Here is an 18,966-nt window from a genome sequence, read left to right as displayed (position 1 = left end):
TCGCGGTCTCGAGACTCATGAGGCGGTGTCCTCGTAGTCGAGTGAGTCGCGGGTGAGAGCGAGGTAGGCGTTCTCGAGGGAGCCCACCTGAGGGGCCAACTCCCACAACGTGATGCCGGCTGTGGCGGCGGCGATGCCGATCTCCCTGCTGGTGGCCGCCTCGACCGTCAAAGACCCATCGGGGCCGACCGTCACCGTCGCCCCCGAGGTCCTCAGCATCCCGGCCAGGCGGCCGGCTTCCGGTGAGACGACTCGTACAGACTCGACGGACGCTTCGCGGATGAAGTCGGCCATGGGCTGGTCGCGGAGCAAGCGGCCCTTGCCGATCACAACGACGTGATCAGCGGTCACAGCCATTTCACTCATGAGGTGCGAGGACAGGAACACCGTGCGTCCTTCCTCAGCCAGCCTGGTGAGCAACGCCCGGATCCAACGGATGCCATCCAGGTCCAGCCCGTTGACCGGCTCGTCGAGGATCAGGGTGTGCGGGTCCCCGAGGAGCGCAGCGGCAACTCCGAGCCGCTGACCCATGCCGAGCGAGAACCCGCCGACGCGCTTGTGGGCGACCCCGGTCAGGCCCACCATGTCCAGCACCTGGTCGACGCGGGCACGACTGATGCCGGAGGTGAGCGCCAGCGACAAGAGGTGATTGCGGGCGCTCCGACCGGGATGGACCGCGCGCGCCTCGAGCAGCGCGCCGACCTCGTTCATCGGTGCCGCATGCTCGGCGTACCGCTTCCCGTTGATCAGCACCGACCCCGACGACGGCAGGTCCAGGCCTAGCATCATCCGCATGGTCGTCGACTTCCCGGCGCCGTTAGGGCCTAGGAAGCCGGTGACGATCCCGGGTCGGACCGTGAACGTGAGCCTGTCGACAGCCACCTTCTCGTCGTACCTTTTGGTCAACGCGATTGCTTCGATCATCTCGACTCGCCTTCGTATGCGCGAAGTTCATGCCTCGGCCTCTGGCGGCCAGATCAGTGGATGTTGAGTACGTCTGCGCGGCTCTCGGGGACGCGAGCACCCGGTATCCGGAAGCTCACACCCCTGACGCTAGGTGCTCCCATCTGCCAACAACCTGACCGTCCTCGCGCACGTGATCCGGCCCTGAAGCAGAGATCGGGTACGTCCGCGCCCGGGCAGCACTCGGACTACGAGCCGTTCGCGACCGGGGCGAGACTGCGAAGTCGCTGCGGTCGGCCGACCTGCACAGTGATGCCCTGGGGCAACACTGGGGCAACGCGAGCACCAGAAACCGTCCACATCGGCCAACGACGCCCGCTCGCCGAATGTGCCTCTGACCTGGCCTTTCAGTGATTTCAAGCGTCGTCCGACGACACCTTCGTCGTTCTCCCGTCGATCTGGAGTCTCAGCTCCGCCGACTCGGGGGAGCCGACGAGCTCGGGGTCATGAGCGCGCCGATGACCCGGGTGGGCGGTGACCTTTCCACGCTTTGTCGCCCGCACACCCGTGGATCTCCCACCGCCACCTGCCAGCGACCCCGGTGGGCGGTGGCGGATCCACCGTTTCTCGCCGGCAGAGCGTGGATCTCGCACCGCTGCCCGGGCGGCCGTGCGGGTGACCCCGGTGGGCGGTGGCGGATCCACCGTTTCTGGCCGGCAGAACGTGGATCTCGCACCGCTGCCCGGGGCGACTGTCACCGGCGACCCCGAGCGACCGCCACCGGCGGCCCCGTGCAGCCCGAACGAGAGAGCCCCATCGGGCCGCTGGCCGGCACCCGGCCTAGCTGCAGAGCCCGTTCGCGGCGGCCTCGGTCTTGGTGCCGCTCGGGTGCTTGCCGCTGATCGCGCCCTTGGCGAGCGTGCCGAGCGGCTTGTCCTTCTTGACCTTGCGCCACAGCGACTCCGCCTCGGGGGTGAGCTGCAGCCGGCCCCAGTTCGGGTCGTCGCGAGGGAAGTCGGTGGTCGGCGCGGTCACGAACCGGATGTGCGCCAGGTTGGCGCCCTTCAGCGACCCGGCCAGGTCGACCAGCTTGCCGGCGCTCGCGATCTCGGGGTTGGTCGAGATGGAGCCTGCCAGCGCGCTCGCGAAGCTGACCAGCTTGTCGGGACGCGTCAGCGTGCCCGCGGACATCACCGTGGCGAGCATGGACGAGATGAAGGCCTGCTGCCGCTTCATCCGGCCGAGGTCGGAGTTGGCGGTGGAGTGCCGCTCGCGCACGTACTTGAGCGCCTGCTTGCCGCTGAGCTTCTGGGTGCCGGCGTCGAAGTGGATGTTGGCGACCTCGTCGTCGACGTCCTTCGGGATGCAGACCTCGACACCGCCGACCGCGTCGACCATCTCCTTGAAGCCGCCGAAGTCCACGGTGATGTAGTCGTTGACGTAGATGCCGGTGAGAGCCTCGAGCTGCTCCACCGTGCACGTCGGACCCCCGAGCGCGTACGCGTCGTTCCACTGCGCGTCCTTCGCGCCGGGCACCGTCTTGCCGTCCACCGTGCAGTCGGGCCGGTCGACCAGCGTGTCGCGCGGGATCGAGATGCCGTACGCCGACCTCCGGCCGTCCGCGACGTGGATCAGCATCGTGGTGTCGGAGCCACCCTCGCCGGACTCGCTGTCGATCCCGCAACCGTCGCAGTCGCGGGCGTCCGAGCCCATCACGAGAATGTTGAGCGCCGACGTGGCCGGCGGCGGATCGATCTGGTGCGGGATCGGGGCTCCCGGCCTGATCCGGCCGTTGACGTGGTTGTAGGCGAACACCACGGTGGCACCGGTGATCAGCGCGATGACGAGCTCGGCCACGATGATGACCCGCCACGCGGTGCGTCGATGACTACGGGTCGCCTTGACCACGATCCGGGCTCCTCTCCCCGCGGATCACAGGATCCGGCTGGGTCAGATTACTGGGCGCGACCTACGACAGCTGCGGTGACGAGCAAGTGGAGCCCCATCACCACCCCGCGCGTGGTGCTGCCAGCAATGTCCGATTCCCGCCAGAGCAGGTCGATGTCGTGGGAGAGGATGGGGGCATGAGCCCGACCCTCCAGACCCGCCTGGACGCCGAGTCCTGCTACCGCGCGGTGAAGTCTCGGGACCGCCGCTTCGACGGCGTCTTCTACACCGCGGTGCGCACCACCGGCATCTACTGCCGGCCGTCCTGTCCCGCGCGCACCCCCGGCTTCCACAACGTCACCTTCCACCCGAGCGCCGCCTCCGCCCAGGCCGCGGGATACCGCGCGTGCAAGCGCTGCCTGCCCGACGCGACGCCGGGCAGCCCCGACTGGGACGTCGCCGCCACCGCGGCCGGGCGCGCGATGCGGTTGATCGCGGACGGCGTCGTCGACCGCGAGGGCGTCGAGGGGCTCGCCGGCCGGGTCGGCTACACCTCACGCCACCTCGGCCGGATCCTCACCTCCGAGCTGGGAGCAGGCCCGCTGGCGCTGGCCCGCGCACGACGGGCGCAGACCGCGCGCATCCTGATCGAGACCACCGACCTCACCTACGCCGACATCGCGTTCGCGGCCGGCTTCTCCAGCGTGCGGCAGTTCAACGAGACCGTCCGCGAGGTCTACGCGTCCTCGCCGACCGACCTGCGCGGACGTCGCGGCGGCCGGCCGGCCACGGGCACCGTCGTGATGCGGCTCGCCGTGCGCACGCCGTACGCCGGGCGGCAGCTGCTGGACTTCCTCGCGCTGCGCGCGGTGCCGGGCGTCGAGGCGGCGGGGGAGGGTTGGTACGCGCGCACCCTCGCGCTGCCGCACGGCTCCGGCACCGTGCGGCTGGACATCCCCGACGAGCCGCGGCCGCAGCAGACCGCCTTCGTCACGGCCGCGTTCAGGCTCGAGGACCTGCGCGACATCAGCGCCGCGACCGAGCGCGTGCGCCGGCTGCTCGACGCCGACTGCGACCCGGTGGCCGTGGGGGACGCGTTCGCCGGCGACCCGGTGATCGGTCCGCTCGTGCGGCAGTGGCCGGGGCTGCGCGTGCCCGGTCACGTCGACGGGCACGAGGTCGCCGTCCGGGCGGTGCTCGGCCAGCAGGTCAGCGTCGCCGGGGCGCGCACGGTCGCCGGCCGCCTCGCGGCCCGCTACGGGCGACCGCTCGCCCAGCCCGTCGACGGTCTCACCCATCTCTTCCCCGATGCCGCGACCCTGGCCGCGCTCGACCCGGAGGACCTGCCGATGCCCCGTTCGCGCGGGCGCGCGCTGATCGCCCTGTGCGCCGCGCTGGCCTCCGGCGCGATCGCGCTCGACCGCGGACCCGACCGCGACGACGTGCGCCGCGCCCTGCTGGAGCTGCCCGGCATCGGTCCCTGGACGGCCGACTACATCGCGCTGCGCGCGCTCGGGCATCCCGACGTCTTCCTGCCGAGCGACCTCGGCATCCGCGACGCGCTCGTGCGTCTCGGCCGCGACCCGGCCGCCGCCGCCCGGCTCGCCGACGCGTGGAGGCCGTGGCGCTCCTACGCCCAGCTCTACCTCTGGCAAACTCACCCCACGAAGGAGCCCTGACATGTGGACCGTGATGGATTCACCGATCGGACCGTTGCGCGTCGTCGAGCACAACGGCGCGATCACCGCGATCGAGTTCTCGCCGTTCGTCGACTCCGACGGCCGGGTCCGCGGGGCGCGCTCCGACACCGACCCGGTGCTGGTCGAGACGGTCCGTCAGCTGACGGCGTACTTCGCTCGCGACCTCAAGGACTTCGACCTCCCGCTCGCCCCCGTCGGCACGGACTTCCAACGGCGGGTCTGGGACCAGCTGGTCGGCGTCGGCTGGGGTGAGACCGCGTCGTACGGCGAGATCGCGCACCGGCTGGGCATGACCAACGCCGCCTCGCGCGCCGTCGGCCTGGCCAACGGCCGCAACCCGATCCCGATCGTCATCCCGTGCCACCGCGTCATCGGCGCCAACGGCACGCTGACCGGGTACGCCGGCGGCCTGCCGCGCAAGCAGCTGCTGCTCGCGCTGGAGCAGGACGCGCTCTTCTGACGCCGGAGCGTCGAGACACCAGAACTGGCTGTCTGAGCTACCGATTCACAGCCATTCTGGGTGTCTCGACGCGCGCGGTCACTCAGCCGCAGCCCGACGCAGCGACTCGGACAGTCGTTCGGCAGCGGCCAGGACGGCCGGGGCGTGCATCCGGCCCGGCTGGCGCGAGAGCCGCTCGAGGGGCCCGGAGACCGACACGGCGGCGATGATCTTGCCGCCGGGGGAGCGCACCGGCGCGGAGACCGAGGCGACGCCCTGCTCGCGCTCGCCGACGGACTGGGCCCAGCCGCGACGGCGGATGCCGGAGAGTGCGGCGGCGGAGAACGCCGAGTTCTGCAGTCCTCGGTGCATCCGCTCCGGGTCTTCCCAGGCCAGCAGCACCTGGGCGGCGGACCCGGCGCGCATGGTCAGCTGCGAGCCGACCGGGATGGTGTCGCGCAGGCCGCTGGGGCGCTCCGCGGCGGCCACGCAGACACGGTGCTCGCCCTGGCGGCGCCACAGCTGGGCGGACTCGCCGGTGATGTCGCGCAGCCGCGCGAGCACCGGTCCGGCGGTCGCGAGCAGCCGGTCCTCGCCCGCGGCCGCGGAGAGCTCGGCGAGGCGGGGACCGAGCACGAAGCGGCCCTGCATGTCGCGGGCGACCAGACGGTGGTGCTCGAGGGCGACGGCGAGGCGGTGCGCCGTCGGCCGGGCGAGGCCGGTGCCGGCGACCAGACCCGCGAGGGTGGCCGGTCCGGACTCGAGGGCGGTGAGCACGAGAGCGGCCTTGTCGAGCACGCCGACTCCGCTGGTGTTGTCCATATGGCAATACTGGCGTCTCAGATCATGGGATGCAAGCGCTACGCTCTGTGACGTAGCCACCACACGTTCGAACACCGAGGAGTCAGTCATGGGCAAGACCCTGGCCGAGAAGGTCTGGGACGAGCACGTCGTCCGGTCTGTCGACGGGGAGCCCGACCTGCTCTACGTCGACCTGCACCTCATCCACGAGGTCACCTCCCCGCAGGCCTTCGACGGTCTCCGCCTCGCCGGCCGGCGGGTACGCCGCCCCGACCTGACCCTCGCCACCGAGGACCACAACGTCCCGACGATCGACTGGGACAAGCCCATCGCCGACCCGGTCTCCCGGACCCAGGTCGACACGTTGCGGCGCAACGCCGAGGAGTTCGGCGTACGCCTGCACCCGCTGGGCGACATCGAGCAGGGCATCGTGCACGTGGTCGGCCCGCAGCTCGGGCTCACCCAGCCGGGCATGACGATCGTCTGCGGCGACAGCCACACCAGCACCCACGGCGCGTTCGGCGCCATCGCCTTCGGCATCGGCACGTCCGAGGTCGAGCATGTGCTCGCGACGCAGACGCTGCCGCAGGCCAAGCCGAAGACGATGTCGGTGACGATCGACGGCAGCCTGCCCGAGGGCGTGACCGGCAAGGACATGGTCCTCGCGCTGATCGCCCACGCCGGCACCGGTGGCGGCCAGGGCTACATCGTCGAGTACCGCGGCCAGGCCATCGAGGAGCTGTCGATGGAGGGCCGGATGACGGTCTGCAACATGTCCATCGAGTGGGGCGCGAAGGCCGGCATGATCGCGCCCGACCAGACGACCTTCGACTACATCGAGGGCCGCCCGGAGGCTCCGAAGGGCGCCGACTGGGACGTTGCGGTCGCGCACTGGCAGACGCTGCGCACCGACGACGACGCGGTCTTCGACCGCGAGATCGTGATGGACGCGACCACGATGACCCCGTTCGTCACCTGGGGCACCAACCCCGGGCAGGGCGTGCCGCTCGGCGCCAACGTCCCGGGTCCCGAGGACTTCGACGACGTCCAGGACAGGATCGCCGCCGAGAATGCCCTGCGCTACATGGGTCTCGAGGCCGGCACCCCGATGCGCGAGGTCAAGGTGGACACGGTGTTCGTCGGCTCGTGCACCAACGGCCGCATCGAGGACCTGCGCCTCGCCGCCAGCATCATCGAGGGCCACCACGTCGCCGCGGACACCCGGATGCTCGTGGTCCCCGGCTCCGCCCGGGTGCGCCTGCAGGCCGAGGGCGAGGGCCTCGACGTGATCTTCAAGCAGGCGGGCGCCGAGTGGCGTGGCGCCGGCTGCTCGATGTGCCTGGGCATGAACCCCGACACGATCGCGCCCGGCGAGCGCAGCGCATCCACCTCCAACCGCAACTTCGAGGGCCGCCAGGGCAAGGGCGGTCGCACCCACCTGGTGTCCGTGCCGGTCGCGGCAGCCACCGCCATCCGCGGCACGCTCTCCTCGCCCGCCGACCTCACGCCTGCCACCGTTGGGAGCAACTGACCATGGACAAGTTCACGTCCCACACCGGCGTCGGCGTGCCGCTGCGACGCAGCAACGTCGACACCGACCAGATCATCCCCGCCGAGTACCTCAAGCGGGTCACCCGCACCGGCTTCGAGGACGGCCTCTTCGCGGCCTGGCGCAACGACCCGTCGTTCGTCCTCAACAACCAGGCGTACGCCGGCGGCTCGGTGCTCGTGGCGGGGCCCGACTTCGGCACCGGCTCGTCGCGCGAGCACGCCGTGTGGGCGTTGCAGAACTACGGCTTCCGCGCCGTCATCTCGCCGCGCTTCGGCGACATCTTCCGGGGCAACTCCGGCAAGGCCGGACTGGTCGCCGCGCAGGTCGACGAGAAGGTCGTCCAGCGGATCTGGGACCTGCTCGACGCCGAGCCCGGCGCCACCGTCACGGTCGACCTCGAGTCCCGCACGGTGCGCGCCGGCACGGGGATCGACGCGATCGAGGACTCCTTCGACATCGATGACTACACGCGGTGGCGTCTGCTGGAAGGTTTGGACGACATTGGCATCACCCTCGGCCACGAGGCCGATATCGCTGCTTTCGAGACCACGCGCCCGACGTGGAAGCCGGTGACGCTGCACGCCGTCTGACGCCTGCTCACGGTTGAGCGATGCCGAGAATCCCCTGCACTGGTTGGAGATTCTCGGCATTGTTCGTTTTCGCGCGCGGATCGCCAGGTCTGGCGAATGCTGCGAATTCCCCGCCGCTGAGCCGGTCTGAGCGTGTGCGAGCAGGGTGTGAGAGGCGGCAACGCGCGGTCGGCCCTCAACAAATACACGGCGCAAAACGCCGTCAGGTGATTGTGAGTGCCGCCACGCTTACCTAGCGTGCCTTGAAGAAAGTCGAGCATGGGCTCGACGACAGGCGTTCATCTGGAAGGGAAGACAGTGAACAAGTCAGAGTTCATCGAGGCACTCTCGTCGCGTTTCGACGGCAACAAGAAGGCGGCGTCGCACGCTCTCGAGTCCGTGCTGGACACGATCACGCGGGAGGTGGCGAAGGGGGAGAAGGTGGCGATCACCGGCTTCGGCTCCTTCGAGAAGCGCGTTCGTGAGGCCCGCTGGGTGCGCAACCCGCAGACCGGCGCCCGGATCAAGGCGAAGAAGACCGCGGTGCCGAAGTTCACTGCCGGGGCGGACCTGAAGAACGTCGTCTCCGGTGCCAAGAAGCTGCCGAAGCTGACCCTGGCCGCGGCCGGTCCGGCGGCCAAGAAGGCCACGGCTCCCGCGAAGAAGGCGGCGGCAGCGGCGAAGAAGGCCACCACGCCGGCCAAGAAGGCGGCTCCGGCTGCCAAGAAGGCGGCACCCGCCAAGAAGTCGGCTCCGGCCAAGAAGGCGGCTCCGGCGAAGAAGGCGGCTCCGGCTGCCAAGAAGTCGGCTCCCGCCAAGAAGTCGGCTCCCGCGAAGAAGGCTCCCGCCAAGAAGGCGTCTGCCGCGAAGAAGGCGGCGCCGGCCAAGAAGGCGGCTCCCGCCAAGAAGACGGTGGCCAAGAAGGCTCCCGCCAAGAAGGCTCCGGCGAAGAAGGCTCCGGCCAAGAAGGCCGCAGCGAAGAAGGCCTGATCGCAGCACGTCGAACGGGCCGTCACCCCATCGGGGTGGCGGCCCGTTCTGCGTCAGGGCTGCTGGCCCGCGGCGATCAGGGCAACGGCGGTGCTCGGGCCGACGCCGAGGGCGACGGCCTGCGCCAGGTCGTCCGGGTCGTCGACGTCACGCCGTACCGAGGCGGGCGCGTCGACGACCTCGCGTGCGCCGGCGTCGAGGTGGGCGGCCCGGGACTCCGGCCCGAAGTGCGGGTCGAACCCGTCGTGGCCGGCGACGTACAGCGTGGTGCCGATGCCCGCGGCGTCCGGGACGAAGCTGGGGTACGACGTCGTCAGGCCCGCCAGCACCTCGTCCAGGTCCGCGGTGCGCAGCGAGGGCAGGTCCGCGCAGATCGCGACCGGCACCAGGTCGGGCCAGCGACGGTGCGCCTCCGCCGCGGCCTGGCGCAGCGTGGCGTTGAGGTCGCCGGACACGCCGTCGGGGATCGCCGTGCAGCCCAGCTGCGACAGCACGTGCGAGAACTGGGCGTCGTCGGTCACCACCAGGACCTGGAGCACGGTCTCCGCGCGGAGGCAGGCGAGCACCGTGTCCTGTGCGAACGACTCCGCCAACCGGCGCCGCGACGTCCCGCCGTCGAGACCGGCTAGTCGCGACTTGCCGACGGCAGGCGGCTTGACCGGCACCAGGACGGCGTAGCGGACGGCGGACGGGGCAGACATTGCCCCGATCCTGTCAGGCCGTGGACTAGCCTGCGCAGGTGGTTGTTCGGAAGCAGACCCAGAAGCGTGGTTGGGCGTGGTGGTTCGCCGTGCCGATCGTGCGTCCCGCGTTGTTCCTCACCACCACCCACGAGTGGATCGACGGCGAGAACATCCCGGCGACGGGCGGCTTCATCCTCGTGCTCAACCACGTCTCCCACGTGGACCCCCTGACGGCGGCGCACATCGTCTACGACCACGGCCGGCTGCCCCGCTACCTGGCGAAGTCGGGCCTGTTCAAGAACAAGGTGCTGGGCTTCTTCCTCAGGGCTGCCGGTCAGATCCCCGTGGAGCGGATGAGCAAGAACGCCGGTGGCGCCTTCGACGCCGCGGTCGCTGCCGTCAACGCGGGGGAGTGTGTCGTCGTCTACCCGGAGGGCACCCTGACCCGCGACCCGGACGGGTGGCCGATGACCGGCAAGTCCGGGGCCGCCCGCATTGCGCTCGAGACGGGCTGCCCCGTCATCCCCGTCGGCCAGTGGGGCGCCCAGGCGATCCTGGCGCCGTACTCCAAGAAGCCCAGCCTCGTCCCGCGCAAGCGGATCACCATGAAGGTCGGCACCCCGATCGACCTCGCGGACCTGGTCGCGAAGCCTCGGACAGCGGCCGTGATCCAGGAGGCGACCGACCGGATCATGGCGGCGATCACCCATCTCGTCGAGGATGTCCGGGGAGCGACGGCGCCGGCCGAGCGGTTCGACATGAAGAAGCAGGGCATCCGGCAGATGGGCAACCCCCAGAAGTCACCGCGAGAGGACACGGCATGAGTAGTGGCAAGGTCGCGGTCTTCGGAGCGGGCTCCTGGGGCACGGCGTTCTCGATCGTCCTCGCCGACGCCGGCAACGAGGTCAACCTCTGGGCTCGGCGCGAGGAGGTCGCCGCCACGGTCAACGACCAGCGGGAGAACACCGACTACCTGCCCGGCGTCCAGCTCCCGCCGGCCATCCAGGCGACCCACGACGTCGAGAAGGCCCTGCACGGCGCCGACGTGGTGGTGCTGGCGACCCCGTCGCAGTCACTGCGCGAGAACCTCACCCAGTGGGCGCCGTACGTCGAGCCCGGAGCGACGTTCGTGTCGCTGATGAAGGGCGTCGAGCTCGGGACCCTCGAGCGGATGAGCCAGGTGATCGCCGAGATCACCGACGCCGGGCCGGAGCGGATCGCCGTCGTCAGCGGGCCCAACCTGGCCAAGGAGATCGCCCGGCGCGAGCCGGCCGCGTCCGTGGTGGCCTGCGAGGACGAGGACGTCGCGAAGATGCTCCAGTCACGCTGCCACTCGCCGGCCTTCCGGCCGTACACCAGCGTCGACGTGCTCGGATGCGAGCTGGGCGGCGCCTACAAGAACGTCGTCGCGCTCTCGGTCGGCATGGCCGTCGGCCTCGGCTTCGGCGACAACACGACGGCGTCGCTGATCACCCGCGGCCTCGCCGAGACCGCCCGGCTGGCGATGGCCCTGGGCGCCAACCCGCTGACGCTGATGGGCCTGGCCGGGCTCGGCGACCTGGTCGCCACCTGCTCCTCGCCGCTGTCCCGCAACCGGACCTTCGGCGAGAGGCTCGGGCAGGGGATGACCACCGCCGAGATCTACGCCTCGACCCGACAGGTGGCCGAGGGCGCGAAGTCCTGCTCCTCGTTGCTCGCCCTGGCGCACCGCACCGGTGTGGATGCTCCGATCGCGCAGTACGTCGACGCGCTCGTGGACGGTCGGATGACCGCCCAGGAGATGATGGACGCCTTCATCGCACGCGACACCAAGGCCGAGACGGACTGACCCGGAGCGTCCAGCGGCCGTCAGAGGCCCTCGTAGCTGCCGCGCAGCACCGAGGTGGGCGAGTGGGCCGGATCGCCGTCGTCACGCTCGACGCTGACGTCGACCGCGGCGTACGCGTCGACGAGGCCGCTGGTCACGTCGAAGGACGCCGTGCCGTCGGCCCTGACCTGACCGAGCGGCAGCATCTTGTTGGTGCCCGGGTCGAGCAGCCAGGCGTAGTAGTAGCGGTGCGCGCCGGCGTCCGGCAGCCCGGCGGTGCTCAGGGTCATCAGGGTCCGGTGCCCGTCGGGCTGCATCGTCACGGTGCCGGTCCCCGACCCGGTCACGGGCTGCAGGCGGACCTGGGCGTACGCAGGGGGCGCGGCCGGCTCGTCGGTCGACCGGAGGAGCAGCCCGGTGCAGGTCGCGGCGGCCACCAGGACCACGACCGCGGCGACGGCCGCCAGGACGGTGCGACGTCGCGGTCGACGCCTGTCGGGTGTCCGGAGCGGTGGCAGGGCGTCGTCACGTCGTACGCCCTCGGTGCGGACCGCGCCGAGCAGCACGGCGTGGCCGACGGTCAGCTCTGCGAGCTCGTCGCGACAGGTCACGCACCCGGCGAGGTGGTCGCCGGCCGCGAGGGCGTCGGCGTTCGACACGTCGCCGTGCAGCAGTGAGACGAGGTCGGGGTGGCTCATCTGTCACCTCCTTCATCGGACTCGCGCATCTTGTCAGCCAGGTGCCGCAGACCGCGGGAGGCCCGTGCCTTGACCGTGCCGAGCGGTACGCCGAGCCGCTCGGCGATCTCGCGTTGCGTCAGGTCGGCGAAGTACGCGAGCTCCAGCACGGTGCGCTCGTGCTCGGCCAGCGCGTCGAGCGCGACCCGGAGGTCGGCGGCGTCGGCGTGGCGCTCGGCGGTCTCGCGCCCGTCCTCGCCGACCAGGCCGCGGACCTGCTCGACGTCGACCACCGGCTGCCGGCGGCTGCGCAGCGAGTCGACGGCGCGTCGGTGGGCGATCGTGAAGAGCCAGCCGGAGAAGCGCTGCCGCGGGTCGTAGCGGTCGGCACTGCGCCAGACGTCCAGGAACGTGCGCTGCAGGACGTCCTCGGCCTCGTCCGGCCCGACGTACCGCCGCAGGTAGGCGAGCACCGACGGCCCGTAGGTCGCGTAGGCGTCCTCCAGGGCAGCGTGGTCGTGGGACGCCAGCCGCGCACCGATCGCCTGTCCGCTCTCCACGCAGGTACTTCGGAGCCGAGGGCCTCTTCGGTTGCCTCGGCGCGGTCACCAGTCGGACGTGCGCTGGAAGGAGACCCTCAGTCGAGGGCGGGGGTGGAGGAACCCCGGCTCGTCACGTGCTGGAGCGCGGCCTCGAGATCCGTCCAGAGGTCCTCGACGTCCTCGATGCCGACCGAGAGCCGGACCAGGCCCTCGGGGATGGTGCTCGGCTCGGCCTTCCAGCGGCGGCGCCGCTCCAGCGTCGACTCCACCCCGCCGAGCGACGTGGCGTGGATCCACAACTCGGTCCGATGGCAGAACAGGTCGGCCGCTGCCGCGCCGTCGGCGAGCACCACGGAGACGATTGCGCCGAAGCCCGGGTAGCGCACCTGGCTGATCGCGGGATGCTCGGCGAGTCGGCCCGCCAGGTCGGCGGCGTTGGCCTGCGCGCGCTCGACCCGCAGGTGCAGGGTGCGTACGCCGCGCAGGGTCAACCAGGCCTCGAACGTCCCGGGGATCGCGCCGAGCAGGTCCCGGCGGCCCTTGAGGACGCCGTACAACGCGTCGTCGGCGGTCATGATCGCGCCCATCTGCACGTCGCTGTGCCCGGCGATGTACTTCGTGGCCGAGTGCACGACGATGTCGGCGCCCAGCGACAGCGGCTGCTGCAGCAGGGGAGTGGCGAAGGTGTTGTCGACCACGACGTACGCGCCCGCCTCGTGGGCGGCCGTCGCGATGGCCTCGATGTCCGCGATCTCCAGCGCCGGGTTGGTCGGCGACTCGAACCACACGAGCGCCGCGTCGTCACAGGCGGCCGCGACCGCAGCAGTGTCGGTGATGTCGACCAGCCGGACCTGGATCCGGCCGCGCGACTCCAGGTCGGCGAGCTGCAGCAGCGTGCCGGTGTAGGAGTGGGCCGGTGCCACCACCGTGCCGCCCTGGCCGACCAGGTCGAGCACCGTCGAGACCGCGGCGAGACCGGAGGAGAAGGTCAGGCAGCGACCGCCCTCCAGCGCTCCCAGGGTGTCCTCCAGAGCGGTCCAGGTGGGGTTGCCGTAGCGGCCGTACTCCAGGTCGCCACCGGCGACGTACGTCGCCGCCATCACGATCGGCGTGTTGAGCGGCTGGTCCGGCTCGTGGGGCGGCCGCCCGGCCGTGACGGCGATCGTGGCGGGCCTGGGGGTGGGCGAGTCCGCAGTCATGAGGAGAACCCTAGGCCGATAGGGTCGTCGCGATGAACCAGCACAGCAAGCCCCGCGTCGCCGTCGTCTTCGGCGGCCGCTCCAGCGAGCACGCGATCTCGTGCGTCACCGCCGGGAGCGTGCTCGCGGCCATCGACCGCGAGCAGTACGACGTGGTGCCGATCGGCATCGCCACCGACGGTCGCTGGGTGCTGGAGTCGGGCGACCCCGACCGGTTGCGGATCACCTCGCCCGAGCAGCTGCCCAGCGTCGACGGCGCACGCGCCACGATCGCCCTGGCCCCTGACCGTGCCTCGACCAGCCTCGTGGTCACCGAGCCGTCCCAGCCGCCGCGCACGCTGGGCGACGTCGATGTCGTCTTCCCGCTGCTGCACGGACCGTGGGGCGAGGACGGCACGATCCAGGGCATGCTCGAGATGGCGGGCGTGCGCTACGTCGGCGCCGGTGTGCTCGCATCGGCCGTGAGCATGGACAAGGCGTACATGAAGGTCCTGCTGACCGCCGCCGGGCTCCCCGTGATGCCCTCGGTCAACGTCACCTCCCGCCAGTGGGCCGCCGACGCCGCCGAGTGCAGGACCCGCGCGGGCGAGATCGGCTACCCGCTCTTCGTGAAGCCCGCGCGCGGCGGCTCCAGCATCGGCATCTCCAAGGTGCACGACGCCTCGGAGCTCGACGACGCGATCGAGCTGGCCCTGCGCGAGGATCCCAAGGTCCTGGTCGAGGCCGCCGCCGAGGGTGCCCGCGAGGTCGAGTGCGGCGTCCTGCAGGCCCTGGACGGCACGCCCGAGACCAGCCTGCCCGCCGAGCTCCGCGTCGGTGGAGGCCATGAGTTCTACGACTTCGCCGCGAAGTACCTGCCCGGCGAGCACACCGAGGTCGACATCCCGGCCGACCTGCCCGACGAGGTGGCGGCGTCGTTGCGGGCGCTCGCCGTACGCGCCTTCGAGGCGGTGGGCTGCGAGGGCCTGGCCCGGGTGGACTTCTTCGTGTTCCCGGACGGCTCGCTGGTCGTCAACGAGATCAACACGATGCCCGGCTTCACCCCGACCTCGATGTACCCGCAGATGTGGGCCGCATCCGGCGTCGACTACCCGGCGCTGGTGGACCGGCTCATCCGGCTCGCGCTGGCTCGCGACACCGGCCTGCGCTGAGGCCTCAGAGGCAGGGCTCCGAGAGCTTCAGGTGCCGCTTGAGCACCGGCGCCAGGTCGGCGAGCGCCGCCGCACCCTGCTCGGGCAGGTAGTCCTCGGGCACCTCGAGCCGCACCCGCGGCCGGTAGCCGTCGGCGGTGAAGGTGGCGTCCCGGTCGCCGCCGGCCTCGTCCTGCGGCAGCAACCAGCCGATGCCGTCCACCTCCGTGCACCCCGGGAGGTCGGTGAGGTCGACCGCGGCGACCCCGCACGTCAGCACGATCGCCGGGTCGCCCCAGGCGGCGCCGTACGCCGTGTCTCCGGCGACCTCGACCGAGTCCTCGTCGGCAAGCCTGTCGGGGAGGTCGGCGACGAGGTCGCGGCAGCTCTGCGCGGCGGCGGCGGAGAGCCGGGGCGTGCTGATCTCAGGCGGGCCGCTGCTGCACCCGGTGGCCAGCAGGACGACGGCGCACGCGACGACGCCCCGGGTCCACAGGGATCCGGGGCGTCGGGAGCGAGCGGGGTCGGACACTCAGATGTGCACGACCGGGCAGGTCAGCGTGCGGGTGATGCCGTCGAGGTTCTGGACCTTGGAGACCACCAGCTTGCCGAGCTCGTCGACGTTGCGGGCCTCGGCGCGCACGATCACGTCGTACGGCCCGGTGACGTCCTCCGCGAGGGTCACGCCCTTGACCTGGGCGATAGCGGTCGCGACCTCGGCGGCCTTGCCGACATCGGTCTGGATCAGGATGTACGCCTGGACGACCATCGAGCTCTCCCTAGGGTTCGACTACAGCACAGTGCCGTCGGCCAACCTACCGTGACGTCCCTCCGGCCGCATCTGGTGGGATGGGCTCATGCCGTTCCCACCTGATGCCACTCTCGCCGACGCGGGGGAGTTCGGGCTGATCTCCGCGCTGGTCGAGCTCTTCCCCCAGGGGGAGCAGGTGCTGGTCGGTCCCGGCGACGACGCAGCCGTGCTCCGGGTCCGCACCGGACACGTGGTCGTGTCCACGGACCTGATGGTCGAGGGCCGGCACTTCCGCCGGGACTGGGCCTCGGCCGCCGACGTGGGACACCGGGCTGCCGCGCAGAACCTCTCCGACATCAACGCCATGGGCGGCCGGGCCACCTCGCTGACCGTGGGGCTCGCCGCGCCGGCCGACCTGCCGGTGCAGTGGGCCCTCGACTTCGCGCGCGGCTTCGCCGAGGAGTGCGCCCTGGTCGGCGCCAGCGTGGTCGGCGGCGACCTGACCCGCGCGGACGAGGTGGTGATCGCGGTGACCGTGCTCGGCGCCGTCACCGAGTCGCCGGTGCTGCGCTCCGGCGCCCGGCCCGGTGACGTGCTCGCGCTCTGCGGGCGCCAGGGCTGGGCCGCCGGCGGGCTGGCGGTGCTCGGCCGCGGCTTCCGCTCCCCGCGCGTCCTGGTCGAGGCCTACCGACGCCCGGAGCCGCCGTACGACGCCGGGCGGGTCGCCGCCGAGGCCGGGGCGACCTCGCTCATCGACATCTCCGACGGTCTGCTCGCCGAGGCCGGCCACCTGGCCGACGCCTCGGGGGTCGCGATCGACGTCCACGCCGCCGCCTTCGACATCCCCGAGCCGCTGCACGCCGTCGGCGCCGCGCTCGGGGCGGAGCCGCTCTCGTTCATCCTCGGCGGTGGTGACGACCACGCCCTGCTGGCGACCTTCGCGGACGTCGCCGCGGTGCCGGAGGGCTGGGCGGTCATCGGCGCCGTGGCGGACGGGGCCGGAGTCACGGTCGACGGCGCGGCGTACGACGGACCCACCGGCTGGACCCACTTCTGACCCACCGCTCGGCCGTTGCCTGCACTTCTCGGGCGTTGCAACGGCCGGGAAGTGCGGCAATCACCGGTGAACCGGGGATCGCGGCACTTCTCATGGGTTGCAACGGCCGAGAAGTGCGGCAATCACCGGTGAACCGGGGATCCCAGCACCGGCCGCCCGCAGCCAGGGCATGCGAAAGGCCCCGACCGTAGAAACGGTCGGGGCCTCTCGAGGACGCTAGATCAGCGCGAGACCTTGCCGGCCTTGAGGCAGCCGGTGCACACGTTGAGACGCTTCGGGGTGCCGTTGACGGTGGCCCGGACGCGCTGGATGTTGGGGTCGAAGCGGCGCTTCGTGATCTTGCGCGACCACGGCCGGTTGTTGCCGAAGCCCGGCTTCTTGGCGCAGATGTCACAGACGGCAGCCACGAGGTACTCCTGAACGAATCGATGGTCTTGAGAACTGATGTCGAGATAAGGGGGCCCGGTGACGGGCAACCGCACAAGAGTATCCGACACGGCGCCGAGGCGAAAATCGCGCGAGTGCCACTAACCTGTGGCACTCATCTCCCCCGGAAGTCTGCCGAGCCCCACCAGCCATTCTGCCCGATCGAGGACGCGATGATGGAAGTGCCGATCGAGGGTCGCATCACCCTCGCGGTCGTGCTGCGCTTCGTCGACGTCGCGACCGACGCCCTGGCCGAGGCCCGCGAGGAGATCGACGCGCTCAACGTCTACCCCGTGCCCGACGGTGACACCGGCACCAACATGTACCTCACCGTGTCGGCCGCGCGCGACGCCGTACGCGCCGTCACCGACAAGGACCCCGAGGTCGGCCTCGGTACGGCGCTCGAGACGTTCGGCCGGGGCGCGCTGCTCGGGGCGCGCGGCAACTCGGGCGTCATCCTCAGCGAGATGCTCCGGGCCATCGGCCGGCGGATCGCCCGGGCCGGTGCCGACGAGACGACGGCGTCGGTGATGGCGGCCGCCCTCGTGAGCGCGACCGAGGCCAGCTATGCCGCGGTCGGCACCCCGGTCGAGGGCACCATCCTGACCGTCAGTCGCGCCGCCGGTGAGGCGGCTGCGGCGGTCGCCGCCGACCCACGGGCCCGGGCCCGCGACGTGTTCGTCGCCGCGGCCGCCGCGGCCCGTGCAGCCCTGGCGCGTACGCCGGAGCTGCTGCCCGTGCTGCGCGACGCCGGTGTCGTCGATGCCGGTGGACGCGGCCTGAGCGTCATCCTCGACGCCGCCGAGACCGTGATGACCGGTCGCCGTCCGGTGCCGGTGACCGCACCGCTCGGCCGCCGCCAGATCCCGGTGCCGATCCAGCCCGTGGCAGGCGACCTGACGCCGGACGGGCCGTCGTACGAGGTGATGTACCTCCTCGACGCCGAGGACGGCGCGATCCCTCCGCTCCGCGACTCGCTCGCCGGTCTCGGTGACTCGCTCGTCGTCGTCGGCGGTGACGGCCTCTGGAACGTCCACGTCCACGTCGACGACGTGGGCGCCGCGATCGAGGCGGGCATCGACGCCGGCCGGCCGCACCGGCTCCGCGTCACGCACTTCGCCGAGCAGGTCGCCGGGCGCCGCGCGGACGTGCCGCGACGCGCGGGTCGACGCGTCATCGCGGTCGCCGCCGGACCGGGTCTCTCGGCGCTGTTCGAGGAGGCCGGCGCCGTCGTCGTCCCCGGCGGGCCGGGCGCACGCCCGTCGACCGGGGAGCTGCTCGCGGCGATCACGTCGTGCGGGGCGGCCGAGGTCGTCGTGCTGCCCAACGACGCCGACTCCGTGCGGGTCGCCCAGATCGCCGCCCGGACCGCCGAGGCCGACCTCGCGGGGACGATCCGGGTCGCGGTGATCCCGACGAGCGCCCAGGTCACCGGCCTCGCGGCGATCGCCGTGCACGAGCCGGGGCGGGCCTTCGACCAGGACGTGCTCGAGATGACCGCGACCGCACGCCACGCCCGGCAGGGCGCCGTGACGATCGCCGCGAAGCAGGCGATGACGATGGCCGGACCGTGCGAGCCCGGTGACGTGCTCGGCGTGATCGCCGGCGACTTCGCCGTCGTGGGGGAGGACCTCTTCGCGGTCGCCACCGACGTCCTCGAGCGGCTGCTCGGCAGTGGCGGCGAGCTGGTCACCATCGTCGGCGGCGCCGACGACGCCGAGGGCTCCCTGGCGACCCGGTGCGCGGCGTACGTCGAGCAGCACCACCCCGCTGTCGACGTCGTGGTGTACGACGGAGGTCAGCCGCGCTACCCGCTGCTGATGTCCGCCGAGTGAGGTCCGTGAAGGCTGTTC

The 18,966-nt window shown here is 71.6% G+C and carries 20 protein-coding genes; 10 read left to right on the top strand and 10 right to left on the bottom strand.

Going from position 1 to position 18,966, the window contains the following annotated elements; all coding sequences use genetic code 11:
- Positions 1–15 precede the first annotated feature (15 nt).
- Together N542_RS0119665 and N542_RS25725 are read right to left on the bottom strand one after the other, a co-directional pair.
- A complete protein-coding gene (locus tag N542_RS0119665; RefSeq protein WP_028645395.1) occupies positions 16–924 on the bottom strand; it encodes an ATP-binding cassette domain-containing protein in 909 nt (302 codons plus the stop codon).
- An 819-nt stretch (positions 925–1,743) separates the two neighbouring features.
- Entirely contained in the window at positions 1,744–2,811 is a 1,068-nt protein-coding gene (locus tag N542_RS25725) for an LCP family protein (RefSeq protein ID WP_081795382.1), read from the bottom strand.
- A gap of 176 nt (positions 2,812–2,987) precedes the next feature.
- Here N542_RS25725 and N542_RS0119655 point away from each other — a divergent pair, with 176 nt between their 5' ends.
- Positions 2,988–4,469 carry an AlkA N-terminal domain-containing protein gene (locus tag N542_RS0119655; RefSeq protein ID WP_036508995.1) on the top strand — a complete coding sequence of 494 codons (1,482 nt, stop codon included), beginning with the start codon at positions 2,988–2,990 and terminating at the stop codon, positions 4,467–4,469.
- Between the two features lies 1 nt (position 4,470).
- On the top strand, positions 4,471–4,950 hold the full coding sequence (locus tag N542_RS0119650; RefSeq protein ID WP_028645393.1) for a methylated-DNA--[protein]-cysteine S-methyltransferase: 480 nt from the start codon (positions 4,471–4,473) through the stop codon (positions 4,948–4,950).
- A gap of 78 nt (positions 4,951–5,028) precedes the next feature.
- Here the strand turns inward: N542_RS0119650 and N542_RS0119645 are convergent, their stop codons facing one another.
- Entirely contained in the window at positions 5,029–5,751 is a 723-nt protein-coding gene (locus tag N542_RS0119645) for an IclR family transcriptional regulator (RefSeq protein ID WP_028645392.1), read from the bottom strand.
- Positions 5,752–5,839: 88 nt separating this feature from the next.
- Between N542_RS0119645 and leuC the strand changes: the two genes are divergently transcribed.
- The 3 genes from leuC to N542_RS0119630 all read left to right on the top strand — a co-directional run bounded on the left by leuC (position 5,840) and on the right by N542_RS0119630 (position 8,841).
- Positions 5,840–7,261 carry a 3-isopropylmalate dehydratase large subunit gene (leuC, locus tag N542_RS0119640; protein ID WP_028645391.1) on the top strand — a complete coding sequence of 474 codons (1,422 nt, stop codon included), beginning with the start codon at positions 5,840–5,842 and terminating at the stop codon, positions 7,259–7,261.
- Between the two features lie 2 nt (positions 7,262–7,263).
- Entirely contained in the window at positions 7,264–7,872 is a 609-nt protein-coding gene (gene leuD, locus N542_RS0119635) for a 3-isopropylmalate dehydratase small subunit (protein ID WP_028645390.1), read from the top strand.
- A gap of 297 nt (positions 7,873–8,169) precedes the next feature.
- Positions 8,170–8,841 carry an HU family DNA-binding protein gene (locus N542_RS0119630; RefSeq protein ID WP_028645389.1) on the top strand — a complete coding sequence of 224 codons (672 nt, stop codon included), beginning with the start codon at positions 8,170–8,172 and terminating at the stop codon, positions 8,839–8,841.
- Positions 8,842–8,894: 53 nt separating this feature from the next.
- Here N542_RS0119630 and cofC read toward each other — a convergent pair whose 3' ends face one another.
- Positions 8,895–9,542, bottom strand: coding sequence for a 2-phospho-L-lactate guanylyltransferase (gene cofC / locus N542_RS0119625; protein ID WP_028645388.1), 648 nt, complete (start codon positions 9,540–9,542; stop codon positions 8,895–8,897).
- A gap of 38 nt (positions 9,543–9,580) precedes the next feature.
- Between cofC and N542_RS25720 the strand changes: the two genes are divergently transcribed.
- Both N542_RS25720 and N542_RS0119615 read left to right on the top strand, forming a co-directional pair.
- Positions 9,581–10,348: a lysophospholipid acyltransferase family protein gene (locus tag N542_RS25720; RefSeq protein WP_036508991.1), complete on the top strand. Its 768-nt coding sequence runs from the start codon at positions 9,581–9,583 to the stop codon at positions 10,346–10,348.
- Positions 10,345–11,352, top strand: coding sequence for an NAD(P)H-dependent glycerol-3-phosphate dehydrogenase (locus tag N542_RS0119615; protein WP_028645387.1), 1,008 nt, complete (start codon positions 10,345–10,347; stop codon positions 11,350–11,352). Before N542_RS25720 ends, N542_RS0119615 begins: the two co-directional genes overlap by 4 nt.
- 20 nt (positions 11,353–11,372) lie before the next feature.
- On the opposite strand, the gene N542_RS26830 is transcribed toward N542_RS0119615, so the two are convergent.
- The 3 genes from N542_RS26830 to N542_RS0119600 form a co-directional block, all read right to left on the bottom strand.
- Positions 11,373–12,029 carry an anti-sigma factor gene (locus N542_RS26830; RefSeq protein ID WP_051552105.1) on the bottom strand — a complete coding sequence of 219 codons (657 nt, stop codon included), beginning with the start codon at positions 12,027–12,029 and terminating at the stop codon, positions 11,373–11,375.
- Complete coding sequence (locus N542_RS25710) at positions 12,026–12,568, bottom strand: RNA polymerase sigma factor (RefSeq protein WP_036508988.1); 543 nt, start codon at positions 12,566–12,568, stop codon at positions 12,026–12,028. Before N542_RS25710 ends, N542_RS26830 begins: the two co-directional genes overlap by 4 nt.
- Before the next feature lie 77 nt (positions 12,569–12,645).
- A complete protein-coding gene (locus N542_RS0119600) occupies positions 12,646–13,749 on the bottom strand; it encodes a trans-sulfuration enzyme family protein (RefSeq protein ID WP_028645386.1) in 1,104 nt (367 codons plus the stop codon).
- A gap of 32 nt (positions 13,750–13,781) precedes the next feature.
- Here N542_RS0119600 and N542_RS0119595 point away from each other — a divergent pair, with 32 nt between their 5' ends.
- Positions 13,782–14,900, top strand: a complete 1,119-nt coding sequence (locus tag N542_RS0119595; RefSeq protein WP_028645385.1) for a D-alanine--D-alanine ligase family protein — start codon at positions 13,782–13,784, stop codon at positions 14,898–14,900.
- 4 nt (positions 14,901–14,904) lie between these two features.
- Here N542_RS0119595 and N542_RS0119590 read toward each other — a convergent pair whose 3' ends face one another.
- Both N542_RS0119590 and N542_RS0119585 read right to left on the bottom strand, forming a co-directional pair.
- Positions 14,905–15,411, bottom strand: coding sequence for a DUF3515 domain-containing protein (locus tag N542_RS0119590; protein ID WP_051552102.1), 507 nt, complete (start codon positions 15,409–15,411; stop codon positions 14,905–14,907).
- On the bottom strand, positions 15,412–15,648 hold the full coding sequence (locus N542_RS0119585; RefSeq protein WP_028645383.1) for an Lrp/AsnC family transcriptional regulator: 237 nt from the start codon (positions 15,646–15,648) through the stop codon (positions 15,412–15,414).
- An 88-nt stretch (positions 15,649–15,736) separates the two neighbouring features.
- On the opposite strand from N542_RS0119585, the gene N542_RS0119580 reads away from it, so the two are divergent.
- Positions 15,737–16,687, top strand: coding sequence for a thiamine-phosphate kinase (locus N542_RS0119580; protein WP_028645382.1), 951 nt, complete (start codon positions 15,737–15,739; stop codon positions 16,685–16,687).
- Positions 16,688–16,908: 221 nt separating this feature from the next.
- On the opposite strand, the gene rpmB is transcribed toward N542_RS0119580, so the two are convergent.
- The gene (rpmB, locus tag N542_RS0119575) at positions 16,909–17,094 is read right to left on the bottom strand and encodes a 50S ribosomal protein L28 (protein ID WP_028645381.1); all 186 of its coding nucleotides are present in this window, start codon (positions 17,092–17,094) and stop codon (positions 16,909–16,911) included.
- A 195-nt stretch (positions 17,095–17,289) separates the two neighbouring features.
- On the opposite strand from rpmB, the gene N542_RS0119570 reads away from it, so the two are divergent.
- Positions 17,290–18,948, top strand: coding sequence for a DAK2 domain-containing protein (locus N542_RS0119570; RefSeq protein ID WP_028645380.1), 1,659 nt, complete (start codon positions 17,290–17,292; stop codon positions 18,946–18,948).
- Positions 18,949–18,966: the final 18 nt, after the last annotated feature.

The sequence above is a fragment of the Nocardioides sp. URHA0020 genome (genome assembly GCF_000620705.1).
Classification (GTDB): Bacteria; Actinomycetota; Actinomycetes; order Propionibacteriales; family Nocardioidaceae; genus Nocardioides.
Note: the sequence above shows the minus strand (reverse complement) of the source record. Positions and strands in the feature narration are given on the sequence as shown.